We start from the raw sequence: 16,543 nt of genomic DNA, 5'->3' as shown, positions 1-16,543 counted from the left end.
GCCGAGCACCGATCAGCCCCAGGGGAAATGCCGTCAGCGCATCGGCACCAGCACCGCCTCGCGCCGGTACAGCGCTGGGAACTGCTTGGCCAGGGCCACCAGCTTCGGTGCGTCGTAGTAGCGGATGTAGGCGGCCTGCGGGTAGTTGGTCATGTAGTTCTGGTGGTAGCTCTCGGCCGGGTAGAAGCGCTGGCCGCTGACCAGCTGGGTGACGATCGGTGCGCGGTAGCTGCCGGCCTGGCCGAGCTGGGCGATGTAGGCGCGGCTGGCCGCCTGCTGGCGGGCGTCATCACTGAAGATCGCCGAGCGATACTGGCTGCCGTGGTCCGGACCCTGGCGGTTGAGCTGGGTCGGGTCGTGCGCGACCGAGAAGAACACCTGCATCAGCTGTCCATAGCTGACCTGGCGCGGGTCGTAGTCAATCTTTACGGCTTCGGCATGGCCGGTCTGGCCACCGCTGACGCGCTCATAGCGGGCATTGGCTGCACTGCCACCGATATAGCCGGACACCGCATTGCTCACGCCCTTGACGTGCTGGAACACGCCCTGCACGCCCCAGAAGCAACCGCCGGCAAACACCACGCTGGCGTGGGTGGCGTCATCGCGGAACGCCGCATCGCCGGTGGGGGCCGGCAGTGCCTGGATCTGCGCGCTGGCTTCGACCGGCGCCGCAGCCGCGCCGTGATCGACCAGCAGCACCCCGGCAATCAATGCCATGGCCACCAGGCCGGCAACACCGGCGGCGATGCCCTGTTCAAAGGAGAGTTTCATCATGTGCTCCCGGTTCAACCGAAGGTGAAGGCATAGGCCTGCACGCCCGCATCGAGGAATTCGATCTCGAAGCGATGCGGGCCGACCGTGCCGCGCTGGCGTACCAGCTGGTACAGGCGATGCTCGTCGACCACGCCACTGCCATCGGCGCCGACATCAGTGCCGGCATCGGTGGCGGGCAATGGCTTGCCATCCAGCAGGACGCGGAAGCGCACCGGCTTTCCTTCCTGGCCCGGTGCCAGCACCAGGTGCAGGTCGCGCGCATGGAACTGGAAGGCGATGCGGCCACCGGCCTGCTGCAGCTGCGCAGCCTCGTCGGTAACGGTCCAGCGTCCGGACAGGCCCCACTGGTTCAACGCAAGGCTGGCCGGCAATGTGTAGTCGAACGCGTTGTCGCTGCGCTGCCCACCGGGCGAGGCGAACTGCTCGGCACGGGCGTGGCCCAGATAGGTTTCCGGCGAGCGCAGATTGCCCATGTCGGCCTGCGCAGCCACGCCCTTCAGATCGGCGGCGGCCGGATCGGCCGGCGGCGGCAGGTTCGTCTGGCCGGCCTCGGTCAGCAAGCGACGGATCACCTGTTCCGAACGCGCATAGTTGCCCTCGCCGAACTGGTGGCCGCGGATGTTGCCCTGCGTATCAACGAAGTACTGCGCCGGCCAGTAGCGGTTGTTGAACGCGCGCCAGATCGTGTACTGGTTGTCGAGCGCCACCGGGTACTCGACCTTCAGCTGCTGCACCGCCTTCATCACGTTGCGTGGGTCACGCTCGAAGGCGAACTCCGGCGTGTGCACGCCGATCACCACCAGGCCGTGGTCGCGGTAGCGGCGCTCCCATTCATGCACGAACGGCATCGCACGCAGGCAGTTGATGCAGGAGTAGGTCCAGAAGTCGACCAGTACCACCTTGCCGCGCAGCTGCTGGGCCGTCAGCGGTGGGCTGTTGAGCCAGCCGGTGGCCCCGTCCAGCGCGGGCAGGGTTCCCTCGACCGGCAGCGGTGCATCGCCAGCGGCGTTGGCACCGGCCATCATCATCATCGGTGGTGCCGCCGGCTGCGCGCCGGGTACCGCGTCCAGCAGGCCCTGCTCGATACGTGCGGTGCTGACCGTGGAAAGACGGGTCAGCAGGCCGGTATCCCAGCCCAGGCCGATTGCCACCACCGCCAGCAAGGCGGCCACGCCCAGCACCTTGCGCAGTACATCGCCCAGGCCAAGCCGCGCCTGCAGCGCACGGAACACGCGGCCGCCCACCCACACCGCCAGTGCCAGCGCGGTGATCGCGCCCAGCGCATACGCCAGCAGCAGGGCACTGGTACCCACGCTGGCACCATGCAGGGCGGCACCGGTCAGCACCAGGCCGAGGATCGGACCTGCACACGGTGCCCACAGCAGGCCGGTGGCGATGCCGATCAGCAGCGAGGTCCACGCGCCGCCGCGCCCAGCGGCATCCGCGGCATCGGCGCGCGCGTTCAGACGGGCACCCACGCGCTGGAACGGCGCCAGCAGATGGTCGGCCAGTCGTGGCCAGAGCAGGGCGACCGCGAACAGCGCCATCAGCAGCAGGGCGATCCAGCGCCCGACCTGGTTGGCCTGTGCCACCCATTGGCTGCCCACCGCGGCCAGGCTGGCGACCACGGTGAAGGTGAGCGCCATGCCCAGCAGCAATGGCAGCGTGCTGCGCAGGAACGGACGGTCGGCACGCGCGAACACGAACGGCAGCACCGGCAGGATGCAGGGGCTGAGCAGGGTCAGCGCGCCCCCCAGGTAGGCAAGCAGCAACAGCAGCATCGTCAGGCTCCGGAAACAGGGGAAGAACCGACCGGCACCCGCCAGCCGTCGGCAGTGCCATCCGTGGCGCCGGGAACGAACACCATCGCCGCACCGTTCATGCAGTAGCGCAGCCCGGTCGGGCGAGGCCCATCGTTGAACACATGGCCGAGGTGGCCACCGCAGCGGCGGCAGTGCACCTCCACCCGCAGCATCCCGAAGGTGACGTCGCGGTCTTCGCCAATGGCGTTGTGCAGCGGCGCCCAGAAGCTGGGCCAGCCGGTGCCGCTCTCGAACTTGGTGGACGAGGAAAACAGCGGCAGCGCACAGCCGGCACACGCGAAGGTGCCCTGGCGGTGTTCCTTGTTGAGCGGGCTGCTCCACGGCCGTTCGGTGGCCTGCTGGCGCAGCACCGCGTACTGCGCCGGGGTCAGGCGCTGGCGCCAGTCGGCATCGCTGTGCATGACCTCGAACTGTCGCGACGGGCGCGCTTCGGCGGCGGCGGGGGCGGCGCGGCTGCAGGCCCCCAGGCCGAGCAGGCCGGCGGCGGTGGCAACACCGCCCAGGCCCAGCAGATGGCGGCGGGACAAGGACATGGCGGACTCCGGGAAGGGGGTGACGGGGCCATGCTGCGCCCGCCCGGGTCAACGAATCCTCACGCAGGATTCAATTTTTCGTGAGGTATCGGCGGCCGTCCCGCGCCACAATGCAACCCGCCTCCCCACTGGCCTTGAGCTGACGATGTCGACCAAACGCGTGCTGATCGTTGAAGACGATGCCCACATCGCCGACCTGCTGCGCATGCACCTGGGCGATGAGGGCTACGACGTCGCCCATGCTGCCAGCGGCGATGCCGGCCTGCGCCTGCTCGAGCAGGAAGGTCCCTGGGACGCGCTGGTGCTGGACGTGATGCTGCCCGGCGTGGACGGCCTGCAGGTGTGCCAGCGCGCACGCGCGATGGCGCGGTATGTGCCGATCATCATCATCAGTGCGCGCGGCAGCGAAACCCAGCGCATCGTCGGCCTTGAACTGGGCGCGGATGATTACCTGGCAAAACCCTTCTCGATGCCGGAACTGGTGGCACGCGTGCGCGCGCTGCTGCGCCGCGCCGAGGCGATGGCGCAGAGCGCACGCATCGATGCCGGCGCGATCGAGCTGGGGGGACTGCAGCTGGACCCGGTCGCGCGCACCGCCTCGGTAGATGGCAATCCATTGGAGCTGACCCCGCGCGAGTTCGACCTGCTGTTGTTCTTTGCCCGTCACCCGGACCAGGTGTTCGCGCGCATGGAACTGCTCAACCAGGTCTGGGGCTACCAGCACGACGGCTACGAGCATACGGTCAACACCCATATCAACCGCCTGCGCAGCAAGATCGAGCCCGATCCGGCCAATCCGCGGCGGCTGCTGACGGTGTGGGGCCGTGGCTACAAGCTGGTCGACCCGGCCGGGGCGGCGGCATGATCAAGCCGAACCTGTGGCAGAAGCTGGCAGCGGTGATCGCCGCGCTGATGCTGATGTGCTGCATGGCGCTGCTGGCACTGCAGATGCGTGCCAATACCCGCCACGAGCAGGAGGTGGTGCAGCGGCTGTCGCTGGGCCTGGCCGAGCATATCGCCCAGCGCAGCGAGCTGATGGATACCAGCGGCATGCGCGACGCCGCGGTGCGCGCGCTGTTCGGCCAGTTGATGGCGGTCAACCCCAGCGTCGAGGTCTACCTGCTGGACGACCAGGGCCGCATCCTCGGCCACGATGCGCCCAGTGGGCACCTGGTGCGAAACCGGGTGGACGTGGCGCCGCTGCGCCGCCTGCTGGCCGGTGCGCCGTTGCCGATCCTCGGCGATGACCCGCGCAGCGCGAATGGCCGCAAGGTGTTCAGCGCGGCACCTCTGATCGTGCAGGGCCGGCCGGCGGGCTATGTGTACGTGGTGCTGGTCGGCGAGCACCGGCAGATGCTGGCCGACGATCTTGCCGCCGGCAGCCAGTGGAACACCACGCTGTGGTCGGTGGTGCTGGTCGGTGGCCTCGGCCTGCTGGCCGGGCTGGTGGCGTTCTACTGGGTGACCCGTCCGCTGCGGCGGCTGACCCGGCGCATCCAGGCCTTCGACATCGACGCACCCACGCCGTTGCCACCGCCGGAGCCGCTGCGCCCCGGTGAGCGCGACGAGCTGGTGATCCTCGAACACGCGCACGCGCAGATGGCGCAGCGGCTGGGCGAGCAGTGGCAGCAGCTGCGCCAGCAGGACCTGCAGCGCCGCGAACTGGTCGCCAACATCTCGCACGACCTGCGCACGCCGCTGTCGTCGCTGCATGGCTACCTGGAAACGCTGGCGTTGAAGGACGCCACGCTGTCAGCGGACGAGCGCCGCCGCTATCTCGGCATCGCGCTGGCACAGAGCGCCAAGGTCGGCCGGCTGGCGCGCGCGCTGTTCGAGCTGGCGCGGCTGGAGCATGGCGAAGTGCGTTTGGAGTGGGAGGTGTTCGCACTACCGGAGCTGCTGCAGGACGTGCTGCAGAAGTTCGAACTGGCGGCACAGGCGCGCGGCCAGCAGCTGCACGCGGCGTTCCCGCCGGGCCTGCCGCTGGTGCGCGCCGACCTGGGCCTGGTCGAACGGGTGTTGACCAACCTGCTCGACAACGCGCTGCGCCATGCACCCGACGGTGGGCAGATCGAGGTGCGCCTGCGTGCGATTCCCGACAGCGTGGAGGTCAGCGTGGCCGATGACGGCCCAGGGGTCGCGCCGGCGTTGCGCACCCAGCTGTTCCAGGCACCGGCCGCGCTGGGCGCGCGGCGCGGCGAGAACGGCGGATTGGGGCTGTTGATCGTGCAGCGCATCGTGCAGCTGCACGGCCGCCGCATCGAACTGCGCGACAGCGAGCGTGGCGCGCTGTTCGTGTTCGCCTTGCCGCGTGCGGAACCGGCGGCCTAGCAGGCCGCTTCGCATTCGACGATGCCGCCGTTTTCCAGCGGCAGGCGCAGGCGGATGCAGGCACCGCCCAGCGCCGAATCGGTCACTTCGACGTGGCCGCCATGCTTGTCGGCCACCACCTGCACCAGCGCCAGGCCGAGGCCGAAGCCGGGACTGCCCGGGTCCAGCCGGACGTAGGGCTGCAGCACCTGGCCGCGCAGTTCGGGTGCGATGCCGGGGCCGTCGTCCTCCACCTGCAGGCATAGCCAGCCGTCATTGACGGTGCTGGCAATACGGATCTGCCGGCGCGCGTAACGCAGTGCATTGCCGAGCAGGTTGCGCAGTGCCAGCTCCAGCATGTGCCGGTTGACGTTGACCAGGCCCACCGGCGACAGCGCCTGCTGCACCGGCATCGGCAGCGGCGCGAACTGGGCGACCACGCCGCGTACCAGCGCCGCCAGCTGCAGGCGCTGGCGGGTCGGCTGATGGCAGCGGCCCAGTGCGGCGTACTCGACGCCGGCATCGGTCAGGTGCTGCAGCCGATCCACATCGGTGCGCAGTCCGCCCAGTGCATCGCGCTGCCCATCATCCAGCGCGGTGTCCTCCAGGTCGGCCAGGCCGAAACGCATCCGCGCCAATGGCGTGCGCACTTCGTGCGCCACCGCCTGCGCCAGCACACGCTGGCTTTCCAGCAGCTGCTGCAGCTGCTCGGCCATGTGGTTGAAGGCATTGGCCAGTGGCCGCACCAGCGCGGTGCCCGCACGCGGCGCTCGCGTGTCCAACTGGCCATCGCGCATCTGCCTGGCCGCCTGTGCCAGCTGCGAGACGTCGCGCCACAACCGATAGACCATCACGTACATCGGCAGTGCCACCGCCACCATCAGGATCAGCAGCAGGATCGCCACGCCGGACACTTCGCTGTCCTGCCAGCCCTCGTCCGGCAGCGCTTCGTCCAGCGGCCCCAGCATCACCGCGTAGTCGCTGTCACCGATGCGCTGCAGGCTGCGCATGTGCTCCAGGTCGATCTGCACGCGGCCGTTGTTGAACGGCGGACGTTGGCTGGCCGGCAACTCCCTCACTGCCTCAGCCAGCGGCACCATGCGCAGCGCGTAGGCGAAATCGGCGTCGAGTTCGCGTGCCAGCACCGGCCACTGGTCGCGCGGGGTTTCGGCGAAACGGTGCTGCAGCAGCGCATGGGTGCCACGCATCTCGGCCTGCAGACCAGCTTCCGTGCGGTCTTCCAGCAGGGCATCCCAGGCCCACAGGCCCAACACGATCAACAACAGGTGGGCGACCAGGAAGCCGACGCCGTAGCGCAGGAAGTGGAAGGCGTGGCCGCGCATCGCCGAGGGCGTGCGCTTCATCCCCATGCCGAGCGGCTGAACAGGTAGCCGCGGCCACGGACGGTCTTGATCCGTTCCGGCTGCTCGGGGTTGTCGCCCAGTTTGCGGCGCAGGCGCGAGATGCGGGCATCGATCGAACGGTCCAGGCCGTCGAAGGCGATGCCACGCAGGCCGCGCAGCAGTGCGTCGCGGTCCAGGATCTGGCCGGCGTTGCTGGCCAGCAGGAACAGCAGGTCGAACTCGGCCGTGGTCAGCTCCAGCAGGCTGCCCTGCAGGTGCACGTTGCGTGTGGACGGGTCGATGTTCAGCTCGCCGAAGCGCAGGCTGCCGTCACGCGGTTCGACCCGGCGGTGGCGGCGCAGGTGGGCGCGCAGCCGCGCCAGCAGCACCCGCGGTTCGATCGGTTTGCCGATGTAGTCGTCGGCCCCCAGCTCCAGTCCCAGCACCTGGTCGATGTTGTCAGTGCGGGCGGTCAGCACGCAGATGATGCCGTCATAGTGAGGCCGGATCTGCCGACACACTTCGAAACCATCCTGGTCGGGCAGGCCGACATCGAGCAGCACCAGCGCCGGCTTTTCGGCCAGGATCCGGGCCACTGCCCGCTCGCCGCTGCGTTCATGGGCGACCTGATAGCCGTGCCGCTGCAGGTAGTCACTGACCATCGTTCCCAGGCGGGCATCGTCTTCGACCAGTACGATATCCAGCATTTCCAAGGCGTCCGTAGGCGCAGACGTACCGCCACGGCACGAGCGCGGCGATGCTATCCCAGCCATCGGGCCGCCCGGGTGCCGGGGGCGGGCGCCATTCAGCCGGGGTTGCTGGCGCACGGGCCGGGTCTCAGTCCCGGCAACGACTTGCCGCACAGCATAGCCTGCCGCTGTTACAAAACGTTACCTTTGTGATACGGCGGGTGACGATCGCTGACAGCAAAGCGACTGACGCGACGGGGCCTGCGGCCGAGCATGGAGTCTCCTCCGCTCCGCGTGCCGTCCCCATGTCGCCCGCCGCCCCCTGCCTGCTGAACCCGTCCCGCCGCCGCCAGTGCGGAGGCGCCCGATGAGCGGCGTGGTCGGGGCCTGGCTGCCGCCCGCCGAGGACGAACACCTGCTGCAGCAGCTGGCGCCAATGCTGCGCGCCCTGCAGCAGCGCGGCCGGGGGCGCATCGGTTACTGGACCGACGCCGAGGCCGGCCTCGCGCTGGGCCACTGCCGGGCGCCGGCCGATACGCCGTTGCAGCCGCTGAGCTCGGACTGCGGTCGCTACGTGCTGTGCCTGGACGGCCGCCTGTACAACCGCGCTGACCTGCAGGCGCAGTTGCGCGATCTGCCACGCAGCTGCAGCGATGCACGGCTGCTGCTGCAGGCGATCGTCGAATGGGGCGTGCAGCGGGCGCTGCCGCGTATCGAGGGCGCCTTCGGTTTCAGTGTCTGGGACCGCGAGTCGCGCGTGCTGTGGCTGGCCCGTGATCCGGTGGGCGAGCGGCCGCTGTATTACGGCTGGTGCCAGGGCCGGTTTCTGTTCGCCTCGGAGTTGAAGGCGCTGCAGGCTTTCGCCGGGTTCGCCCCGAGCATCGACCAGGATGCGCTGAGCCTGCTGCTGCGCCACGACTATGTGCCGGCGCCGCACACCATCTACCGCGGCATCCACAAGCTGGTGGCGGGCGCGATGCTGCGCATCGATCTCAGCGACCATGCCGCGGGTTGCTCCAGCCAGGCCGCGCAGGGGGGCGCGCGTTACTGGTGCGCACGCGAAGCAATGCAGCGTGCACTGCAGGAGCCGCTGCAACCGGCGCCGAGCCTGGAACAGGCCACCGATCAGCTTGAGGCGGTACTTCAGAAAGCCATCGCTTCACGCATGCACTCGCCGCTGGCCTGTGGCGCGTTCCTGTCCGGTGGCACTGACTCGTCGCTGGTGACGGCGATGATGCAGGCGCAATCCAACCTGCCGATCGAAGCATGGACGGTCGGCTTCGACGATCCGGGACATGACGAGAGCGACTGGGCGTCGCAGGTCGCGCGCCATCTGGGTGTGCAGCATCACCTGCACCGCATGGACGCGCGCCAGGGCCTGGATCTGCTGCAGCGCCTGCCGCAGGTCTGGTGCGAACCGTTCGCCGACGCGTCGCAGCTGCCGACGCTGCTGGCCAGTGAACTGCTGGGGGCACGCAAGCCGGTGGCGCTGACCGGTGACGGTGGCGATGAACTGTTCTTCGGCCACCCCAGCTATGGCCGCGCGCTGCGCAATGCGCGCCTGTGCGGCGGCTTGCCGGACTGGGTACGCGACCTGGCGCGGCGCAGCGGCAACCGCATGAACGTTGAGCGTGGTCGCCTCGGAGGATGGCGTGCATTGGTGGCCGAGGTTGCTGCCAACGATGTGGAAGGCCACTACCTGCAGCGGGTGACCCGATGGCGGCAGCCGGCGCAGGTGGTGCTGGGCGCGCGTGAACCGGTGACGATCTTCCAGCAGCAGGACACGGCGCTGCCGGCCGAAGCGCGCATCCAGTTGCTGGATTTCCGCATGGACCTGGCCGAGGGCATTCTCGCCAAGGTTGACCGTGCGGGCATGGCGGCGGGCGTTGAAACCCGTGCGCCGCTGCTGGACATGGAGGTGGTGCGACTGGCCTGGCGCCTGCCGCAGCACCTGAAGTACCACGATGGCGAACACAAACTGATTCTGAAGCACCTGTTGGCACGCTACCTGCCCGAGCCGCTGGTGTACCGTCCAAAGCGCGGCTTTGGCCCGCCGATGGCGCGCTGGCTGGCCGGTCCATTGCGCGATTGGGCGGAGGCGCTGCTGGACCCGCAGCTGCTGCGCAACCAGGGCTGTTTCGATGCGGCGCGCGTGCGCGGCATCTGGGAAGCGTTCCTGCGCGGCGAGCGCAAGTGGCACACGCACCTGTGGAACGTGCTGATGTTCCAGGCGTGGCACCAGCACTGGCACGGTGGTCGCGGGCGCTGAGGTTCCTTTGCGGTGTGTTCTGCGTGGCGTGTGGCGGATTCGTTCTGCGTGGCGCAGGGCGGAGGCCCTTGCGTACGAATGTCCTCCGGCGCCGGCCGTTGGCCGTCACCTCCCCCTTTACTTCGTACGCAAGGGTTTCCGCCCTGCGTTCGAAATCTATCGGCGCTGGACTGATCGCCGCCTTGCCCACCGTAAGCCGAGCCTCGTCGGGGCGGGCAGGGGTCTGGGCAAAGTAAAGGAGGAGGTGACGGCCAACGGCCGGCGCCGGGGGACATTTGCCCAGACCCCTGCCCGCCCCGGCGGGGCCCATCAGTTCGCAGAGAGTCCAAGCGAGGAAGCGCTATTCAATCCAGAAGCCAGGCAAAAAAAGACCCGGCAGAGGGAGGGATCTGCCGGGTCCGGATTGCATGGGGGGAGGGACCCATGCAATGAGCGTTGCGTCGCGTCAGTGACTGTTCGCGTCCGCCGTTGATTCGTTGTAACCCTGCACCAGTTCGGACCAGGCCTTGCTGGCCTGCAGGCCGAGACCGACCACATCCTGCTGGGCCTGGCCCAGCCGCTGCAGGTTGTCCTGCCACAGCTGTGCGCCCCTGTTGAGCATCCCGGCCGCGTCGTCGCTGCGGGCCAGTTCACCCAGCCAGCCGCCGGTCGCGGTCAGGTTGCGCTCCATCGCCTTCAACTGCACGCCGAACATGCTTTCCGCGTTCTCCAACGCCAACCGGTTCGCACGCGTTGCCGCGGCGGCGAGCTGGCGGGTGGCATCACTGAAGCGATCGCTGAAGGCGGCGGCCATGGGCATCAGGGAGTGGCTTGATGCATTGCAGCATACGCCCTTGATGCGGCAATGCAACAAAAATAACAAAGGCGCTCAGGGCGCCTTTGAAAAACCTTTCAGATCAATGAGTTGATCAGGCCGTCGGACCGCGGTAGCGGCAGCCGGAGGTGCAGGTTTCGTGCACGGTGATCTCGCTCAGCGCCGGCAGGCTGGGCTTGAGTTCGTTCCAGATCCACACCGCCAGGTTCTCGCTGGTCGGGTTCTCCAGGCCGGGGATGTCGTTGAGGTAGTGATGGTCCAGGCGGTCATAGATGGGCTGGAAGGCCGCCTTGACGTCGCCGAAGTCCATGATCCAGCCGGTCTGCGCGCCGGGCTCGCCCTCGACCTTCAGTTCCACCCGGAACGAGTGGCCGTGCAGGCGCGCGCACTTGTGCCCCGGCGGCACGTTGGGAAGGCGGTGCGCCGCCTCGAGCATGAAGACTTTGAAGATTTCCATGGCGCAATTGTACGCCGCAGGTGGCCGGCCATCCTGAGTGGATGTCGGGCTTTCGTGAAGCAACTCTTTCCATCCGGATGAAGAGATGATAGTTTCTCTTATATCCGTATGAAGAGATGTTATTGGCCGGACCCGGGCCAGGCATGGACTACTGCGGAACTTCGTCGTCCTTACCACCTCCCCACATCGTCATGCCCAAGCACACCCTGCTCGTGGCGGCCTTGGCCGTCGCTCTGGCCGCGCCTTTGTCCGCCGCCGCCGAAACCTCCGCCGACGCCGTTGGTGACGCCAATACCCTGGCCGCCGTGCGCGTCACCGGTTCCAACATCAAGCGCACCGATACCGAGGCCTCCAACCCGGTGCAGGTGATCGGTCGCCAGCAGCTGGAACAGACCGGCAAGGCCACCGTGGCCGACGTGCTGCGTTCGATCTCGGCCAACACCGGCAACGCCGCCAACGAAACCACCAACAACGGCTGGGCGTCCGGCTCGGCCGGCATCGGCCTGCGCGGCCTGTCGCAGAAGAACACGCTGGTGCTGCTCAACGGCCGCCGCCTGGCCAACTACGGCTTCCCGGCCGGCGGCCTGTCCGACACCTTCGTCGATCTCAATGCGCTGCCGCTGGTCGCGGTCGAGCGCATTGAAGTGCTCAAGGACGGCGCCTCGGCGGTATACGGTTCCGACGCCGTGGCCGGCGTGGTCAACATCATCACCCGGCAGAACTTCGAAGGCGCCGAGATCGGCGGCAGCTTCGGCGGTGCCGACCAGGGCGGCCTGCACGAGCAGAACCTGAAGTTCGTCGGCGGCCTCGGTGATCTGGACACCGACGGCTACAACATCCTCTTCAGCCTGCAGGGTTACAACCGCGAGCGCCTGGACCAGGACGAGCGCAACCTGACCCGCAGTGGCATCTACACCGACAAGCCCGGTGGCCGCTGGAACGGCTGGTCGGCCAAGGGCGCGCGCTACCTGGTCAACGGCGTGTCGGTGCCGATGCTCGATGCCAACGGCAACTGCCCGGCCGGCACCACCCGCGTTGCCAGCGCGCCGATCGATGGCCTGTCCGGTGATACCTGCGGCTTCAACCAGGCACCGTTCACCACGCTGATCCCCTCGACCAAGCGTTACCAGGCCTACGCCAACGGCACCTTCCGCCTGAACGACAACGTCGAAGCCTTCGGCGAGGTGCTGTACAGCCAGATCAAGAGCGCCGCGTGGTTCGGCAGCAGCCCGTTCTTCACCCTGGAGAGCGGCCGCTTCGCACTGAACGCGGACAGCGGCCTGGCAGAGCCGGTGTCGTCGCTGCTGCCGGCCAGCAATCCGTACAACCCGTACGGCCGTGCGATCCCGATCGAGTACACCTTCTTCGACCTTGGCGGCACGATCAAGACCAACCGCTCAACCGCCTATCGCGGCGTGTTCGGTCTGCGCGGCACCACCGCCAACTGGGACTGGGAAGTGGCTGCATTCGGTGCGCGCAGCAGTGAGCGGGAGAGTGTGTCCGGCGGGTTCGCCAACCGCTGGGCGCTGGCCAACGCACTGTCCACGGGCAGCTACAACCTGCTTGACCCGGCAGCCACGCCGCAGTCGGTGCGCGACTCGATCAACATCGCCACGCTGCGTCCGGCCGAATCCAAGCTGCAGGGCATCGATGCAAAGATTTCCGGCAGCCTGGGCCACACCTGGGCCGGCGAGATCGGATTCGCTGCCGGTGCCGAGTGGCGCCGCGAGAAGCTCGATTCCAACAACCCGTGGCAGATCGATGCCGGCCTGCAGGTGCGCCCGGCCATCGCAGAAGTACATGGCCAGCGCCAGGTCAGTGCCGCCTACGCCGAAGTGAACGTCCCGCTGGCCTCGACGCTGGAGCTGTCCGCCGCCGCGCGTGCCGACCATTACGATGATTTCGGCGATGCCTTTTCGCCGAAGATCGGCCTGCGCTGGCAGCCGCTGGACTTCCTGCTGGTACGTGCATCGGCCTCGAAGGGCTTCCGTGCGCCGTCGCTGTCGGAGAACTCCAACAGCACCAGCATCGCCTACGGCAGCGTGGTCGATCCGCGTGATCCGGACGTGCCGGGCTCGCGGCAGAACCCGACCTTCTTCACCGTTGGCAACAACGCGCTGAAGCCCGAGCGCACCAGGAGCGTGAACTTCGGCGTGGTGCTGTCGCCGTGGGCCAACACCAACCTGAGCGTGGACTACTACCGCATCCAGCTGGACAACCTGGTCGGCACCAACAACACCCAGACCCTGGTCAACGACAACGTGGCCGGCGCGGTGCAGCGCGATGAACGCGGCAAGCTGCAGGCGGTCTACAACCGCTACCAGAACCTGAGCGAGCTGAAGACCTCGGGCATCGACGTCGAACTGCGCCAGCGCATCCCGACCGCGGCGCTGGGTGACTTCACCGTGTCCTCGGCCTACACCCACGTGCGCGACTACCGTCGCCCGACCGTGGTCGGTGGACCGCTGGTTGACTACGCCGGCAGCAACCTGGGCGCGACCCTGCCCAAGGACAAGGCCACCACCACGCTGGACTGGAAGTACGGTGATTTCAACGCAGCCGTGACCTGGTACTACACCAGCAGCTACCGCCAGGAAGCCAGCACCGCCGCCAAGGCCGTGCAGCAGCGCGTCGGCAGCTACAGCCAGTACGACCTGTACCTGGCCTACACCGGCATCGACAAGCTGACGCTGTATGCCAAGGTGCAGAACCTGGCCGACAAGACGCCGCCGTACGACGCCTCGTTCCCGGGCATCCGCGCGCCGTACGACTTCAGCCAGTACGACCTGCGCGGCCGCTACTTCACGCTGGGCTTCGATTACCGCTTCTGATCCACCCGCCGCGGCCGGCCACCTGAAGGGACCGGCCGCGCAACTGTCTGCCGTTGTGTTCCAGGGGAGTCACCGTGTCCTTGCATCGTGCCGTTCTTCCGTTGCTGCTTGCCGCCGCCACTGTACTGTCCTGCCCGCAGCCGGCGCAGGCACAGAGTGCCTATTTCTTCCCGCAGGCCACGGATGCGGAAGCCTTCGATGCAGCGGTGCCGACGCCGGAGCAGTTTCTCGGCTACCCGATCGGTAGCCGCTACACCCGGCACGACCAACTGGTGGCGTACTTCCAGGAGCTGGCCAGACGCTCGGACAAGATCAGCGTGCGCGAAATCGGCCGCAGCTACGAGGACCGCCCGCTGTTGATCGCCACCGTCACCGCTGCAGGCAATCATGCGCGGCTGGAACAGATCCGCCGGCAGCACGCGACCCTGGTCGATCCGGCGCAACCGCGCAGCGCGGCCGGTGACAGCCCGGTGGTGGTGTGGTTGGGTTACAGCGTGCATGGCAACGAGACCTCCAGTGCCGAGGCGGCGATGCTGACCGCTTACTACCTGGTGGCCAACCGCAGTACCGAAACCCAGCAGTGGCTGCAGCACGCGGTGGTGCTGTTCGATCCGGCACAGAATCCGGACGGCCGCGACCGTGCCGCCAACTGGCACAATGCCTGGGCCTCCGATCCGGCGTCGGCCGACCCCGCCGACAAGGAACATGTCGAGCCGTTCCCGCAGGGTCGCACCAACCACTATTTCACCGATCTCAACCGCGACTGGCTTGCCCTGACCCAGCAGGACTCACGGCCGAAGGTGGAGGTGTTCCACCAGTGGTACCCGAACGTGCAGATCGATTTCCACGAAATGGGCAAGGACAGCACGTACTACTTCGAGCCTTCGCCGAAGAGCATGCACAGCCCGTTGATTCCGGCGCCGTCGTACGAGTTCAACAAGACCCTGGCCAGGTACCATGCGCAGGCGCTGGATGCCTTGGGTTCGCTGTACTACACCGGCGAGAATTTCGACAACTTCTCGCCGGTGTATGGCTCGACCTATCCGGACTTCCACGGCGCGGTCGGCGTCACCGTCGAGCAGGCCAGTTCGCGTGGCCGCGTGCAGGAGTCGGTGAACGGCCTGCTGACCTTCCCGTTCACCATCCGCAACCAGGTCGCCACCGGGCTGGGCACGGTGCGTGGCGCGGTGACCGAGCGCAGCGGCCTGTTCGACCTGCAGAAGCAGTTCTTCCAGAGTGCACTGAAACAGGCCGCGCAGCAGCCGGTGAAGAGCTTCGTGTTCGGTGATGCGCATGATCCGGCACTGACCCACCGCCTGCTGGAACTGTTGCTGCTGCACCGCATCGAGGTACGCGCGCTGGAGCGTGCAGTCACCGTCGATGGGCAGCGCTTCGATGCCGGCAGCGCCTACGTGGTGCCGGTGCAGCAGGCGCAGTTCCGCCTGGTGCATTCGATCTTTGCCGAGACGCCGCCAATCAAGGGGGATGTGTTCTACGGCAGCACCAGCTATGCGATCGCACCGGCCTACGGCGTGGCGTTCGCCGGCAGCCGTAGCCGTATCGAGGGTGGCGCACGCGTGACTGCGCTGCCGGCGGAGCAGGGCGCGGTGCTGGGGGGCCAGGCCGGATTCGCGTACGCGATCGACTGGCGCGACTACAACGCCGGGCGCGCGCTGGCCGCGCTGCAGGGCAAAGGCGTGAGCGCACGTGCGGCATTCCAGCCGTTCACCACCGCGACCGCGCAGGGCGACGTCAGCTTCGCCGCCGGCAGCCTGGTGATTCCGGTTGCCGGGCAAACGCTGCAGGGCGCGGCGCTGCTTGAGGCAGTGACATCGGCCGCGCGTGAGGCAGGTGTGCAGGTGCATGCGCTGTCCAGTGGCCGCAGCCGCGAAGGCATCGATCTGGGCAGTGACGGCGTCAAGGCGCTGCGCAAACCCGCGGTTGCGCTAGTGATGGGGGAGGGCGTGGCCGCCACCGAGATCGGCTCGGCCTGGTTCCTGCTCGACCAGCAGTTGCACTTGCCCGCCAGCAAGCTGGACCCGCAGCAGCTGGGCAAGGTGCCGCTGGACCGCTACACCACGATTGTTTTGTCCGGCGGTACCTATACGGGCGTCGATGCCACGGCAGTGGCTGCACTGAAGCGCTGGGTGCAGGCCGGTGGTTCGCTGGTGACCTACGGCAGTGCTTCGAAGTGGGCGATCGAGCAGAAGCTCGCCGACGGCGAAAAGCTCGGCAAGGAAGAAGAGACTGCCGACGAGAGCCGCCGTGCGTTCGGCGACCAGCGCGACATCGCCGCGATCGAGCGGGTCAGCGGCAACATCCTCAGCGCCGATGTGGACACCAGCCACCCGCTGGCGTTCGGCGTGCCGCGCCGGCAACTGGCGATCAACAAGGAGAACACAGTGACGCTGCAGCCGAGTGCGAACCCATTCTCCACGGTGGTACGCATCGACACGCCGCCGCGGGTGAATGGCTATCTTTCCGAGCGCAACCGTGCGCGGGTGGCGGGCAGCGCGTGGCTGCTGGTGTCGGCGCAGGGGCAGGGCAATGTGGTGCTGTTCGCCGACGATCCGGCGCACCGCAAGTACTGGCACGGGACGGATCGACTGCTGATCAACGCAATCTTCTTCGGGAATCTGGTGAATCCGAGTAAAGCGCGGGGTTGAGGTTTTACGCGCCTTGATTGATGCGTGTGGGGGA

At 67.8% G+C, this 16,543-nt stretch carries 12 protein-coding genes; 5 read left to right on the top strand and 7 right to left on the bottom strand.

Annotation, left to right across the window (positions count from 1 at the left end; genetic code table 11):
• Positions 1 to 33: 33 nt before the first annotated feature.
• Genes msrA through msrB form a run of 3 tightly spaced genes read right to left on the bottom strand, consistent with a single transcriptional unit; the run spans position 34 to position 3,130 of the window.
• Entirely contained in the window at positions 34 to 771 is a 738-nt protein-coding gene (gene msrA, locus AB839_RS18570; protein ID WP_061480489.1) for a peptide-methionine (S)-S-oxide reductase MsrA, read from the bottom strand.
• A 14-nt stretch (positions 772 to 785) separates the two neighbouring features.
• Positions 786 to 2,555 carry a cytochrome c biogenesis protein CcdA gene (locus tag AB839_RS18565; RefSeq protein WP_061480486.1) on the bottom strand — a complete coding sequence of 590 codons (1,770 nt, stop codon included), beginning with the start codon at positions 2,553 to 2,555 and terminating at the stop codon, positions 786 to 788.
• Positions 2,556 to 2,557: 2 nt separating this feature from the next.
• Entirely contained in the window at positions 2,558 to 3,130 is a 573-nt protein-coding gene (gene msrB / locus AB839_RS18560; protein ID WP_005415145.1) for a peptide-methionine (R)-S-oxide reductase MsrB, read from the bottom strand.
• A 145-nt stretch (positions 3,131 to 3,275) separates the two neighbouring features.
• Here msrB and AB839_RS18555 point away from each other — a divergent pair, with 145 nt between their 5' ends.
• Together AB839_RS18555 and AB839_RS18550 are read left to right on the top strand one after the other, a co-directional pair.
• Positions 3,276 to 3,995: a response regulator transcription factor gene (locus AB839_RS18555; protein WP_005415146.1), complete on the top strand. Its 720-nt coding sequence runs from the start codon at positions 3,276 to 3,278 to the stop codon at positions 3,993 to 3,995.
• Positions 3,992 to 5,461: a HAMP domain-containing sensor histidine kinase gene (locus AB839_RS18550; protein ID WP_061480485.1), complete on the top strand. Its 1,470-nt coding sequence runs from the start codon at positions 3,992 to 3,994 to the stop codon at positions 5,459 to 5,461. The genes AB839_RS18555 and AB839_RS18550 overlap by 4 nt, the downstream gene beginning before the upstream one ends.
• Here AB839_RS18550 and AB839_RS18545 read toward each other — a convergent pair.
• Positions 5,458 to 6,804, bottom strand: coding sequence for an ATP-binding protein (locus AB839_RS18545; RefSeq protein WP_061480488.1), 1,347 nt, complete (start codon positions 6,802 to 6,804; stop codon positions 5,458 to 5,460). The genes AB839_RS18550 and AB839_RS18545 overlap by 4 nt on opposite strands.
• Positions 6,801 to 7,490: a winged helix-turn-helix domain-containing protein gene (locus tag AB839_RS18540; RefSeq protein WP_004141029.1), complete on the bottom strand. Its 690-nt coding sequence runs from the start codon at positions 7,488 to 7,490 to the stop codon at positions 6,801 to 6,803. The genes AB839_RS18545 and AB839_RS18540 overlap by 4 nt, the downstream gene beginning before the upstream one ends.
• Positions 7,491 to 7,839: 349 nt before the next feature.
• Here AB839_RS18540 and asnB point away from each other — a divergent pair, with 349 nt between their 5' ends.
• On the top strand, positions 7,840 to 9,741 hold the full coding sequence (gene asnB, locus AB839_RS18535) for an asparagine synthase (glutamine-hydrolyzing) (protein WP_061480484.1): 1,902 nt from the start codon (positions 7,840 to 7,842) through the stop codon (positions 9,739 to 9,741).
• 445 nt (positions 9,742 to 10,186) lie between these two features.
• On the opposite strand, the gene AB839_RS18530 is transcribed toward asnB, so the two are convergent.
• Positions 10,187 to 10,534: a phasin family protein gene (locus tag AB839_RS18530; protein WP_061480483.1), complete on the bottom strand. Its 348-nt coding sequence runs from the start codon at positions 10,532 to 10,534 to the stop codon at positions 10,187 to 10,189.
• Between the two features lie 115 nt (positions 10,535 to 10,649).
• On the bottom strand, positions 10,650 to 11,012 hold the full coding sequence (queD, locus tag AB839_RS18525; protein ID WP_005407953.1) for a 6-carboxytetrahydropterin synthase QueD: 363 nt from the start codon (positions 11,010 to 11,012) through the stop codon (positions 10,650 to 10,652).
• A 191-nt stretch (positions 11,013 to 11,203) separates the two neighbouring features.
• Between queD and AB839_RS18520 the strand changes: the two genes are divergently transcribed.
• Positions 11,204 to 13,843, top strand: a complete 2,640-nt coding sequence (locus AB839_RS18520) for a TonB-dependent receptor (protein WP_061480482.1) — start codon at positions 11,204 to 11,206, stop codon at positions 13,841 to 13,843.
• A gap of 74 nt (positions 13,844 to 13,917) precedes the next feature.
• Positions 13,918 to 16,509 carry a M14 family zinc carboxypeptidase gene (locus tag AB839_RS18515; protein WP_061480481.1) on the top strand — a complete coding sequence of 864 codons (2,592 nt, stop codon included), beginning with the start codon at positions 13,918 to 13,920 and terminating at the stop codon, positions 16,507 to 16,509.
• Positions 16,510 to 16,543: the final 34 nt, after the last annotated feature.

The sequence above is a fragment of the Stenotrophomonas sp. DDT-1 genome (genome assembly GCF_001580555.1).
GTDB lineage: Bacteria > Pseudomonadota > Gammaproteobacteria > Xanthomonadales > Xanthomonadaceae > Stenotrophomonas > Stenotrophomonas sepilia.
Note: the sequence above shows the minus strand (reverse complement) of the source record. Positions and strands in the feature narration are given on the sequence as shown.